We start from the raw sequence: 1,111 nt of genomic DNA on the forward strand, positions 1-1,111 counted from the left end.
GCCTTGGCGGTCAGAGGCGATGAAGGACGTGGTAGCCTGCGAAAAGTATCGGGGAGCTGGCAACAAGCTTTGATCCGGTAATGTCCGAATGGGGAAACCCACCTCGCAAGAGGTATCGTGCAGTGAATACATAGCTGTACGAGGCGAACGCGGTGAACTGAAATATCTAAGTAACCGTAGGAAAAGAAATCAACCGAGATTCCCTGAGTAGTGACGAGCGAACGGGGAACAGCCCAAAAGTCGATTTGGTTCTAGCAAAACGGTCCTGGAAAGACCGGCCATAGAAGGTGACAGCCCTGTATGCGAAAGGGCCATATCGATGAAAAATGAGTAGGGCGGGGCACGAGAAACCCTGTCTGAACATGGGGGGACCATCCTCCAAGGCTAAATACTCCTGACCGACCGATAGTGAACCAGTACCGTGAGGGAAAGGCGAAAAGAACCCCGGAGAGGGGAGTGAAATAGACCCTGAAACCGTGTGCGTACAAGCAGTCGGAGCCCGCAAGGGTGACGGCGTACCTTTTGTATAATGGGTCAGCGACTTATTGTTCGTGGCAAGCTTAACCGTATAGGGGAGGCGAAGGGAAACCGAGTCTGATAAGGGCGCATAGTCGCGGGCAATAGACCCGAAACCGGGTGATCTAGTCATGCCCAGGGTGAAGGTTGAGTAACATCAACTGGAGGCCCGAACCCACTCCCGTTGCAAAGGTAGGGGATGAGGTGTGATTAGGAGTGAAAAGCTAATCGAACCCGGAGATAGCTGGTTCTCCTCGAAAGCTATTTAGGTAGCGCCTCATGTGAATCTTCCTGGGGGTAGAGCACTGTTATGGCTAGGGGGTCATTGCGACTTACCAAACCATTGCAAACTCCGAATACCAGGACAGACTGCATGGGAGACACACGGCGGGTGCTAACGTCCGTCGTGAAAAGGGAAACAACCCAGACCCACAGCTAAGGTCCCAAATTATCACTAAGTGGGAAACGATGTGGAAAGGCATAGACAGCCAGGAGGTTGGCTTAGAAGCAGCCACCCTTTAAAGAAAGCGTAATAGCTCACTGGTCAAGTCGGTCTGCGCGGAAGATTTAACGGGGCTAAGTGATAAACCGAAGC

Annotated in this window: 1 rRNA gene (only partly in view); it reads left to right on the forward strand. The window is 52.3% G+C overall.

Annotated features, from left to right (window positions below):
• Positions 1-1,111, forward strand: a 23S ribosomal RNA gene (locus E2F49_RS16240); its annotated part reaches 29 nt to the left of the window's first position; the annotation flags it as partial.

Source organism: Luteimonas terrae, from assembly GCF_004358165.1.
Classification (GTDB): domain Bacteria; phylum Pseudomonadota; class Gammaproteobacteria; order Xanthomonadales; family Xanthomonadaceae; genus Luteimonas; species Luteimonas terrae.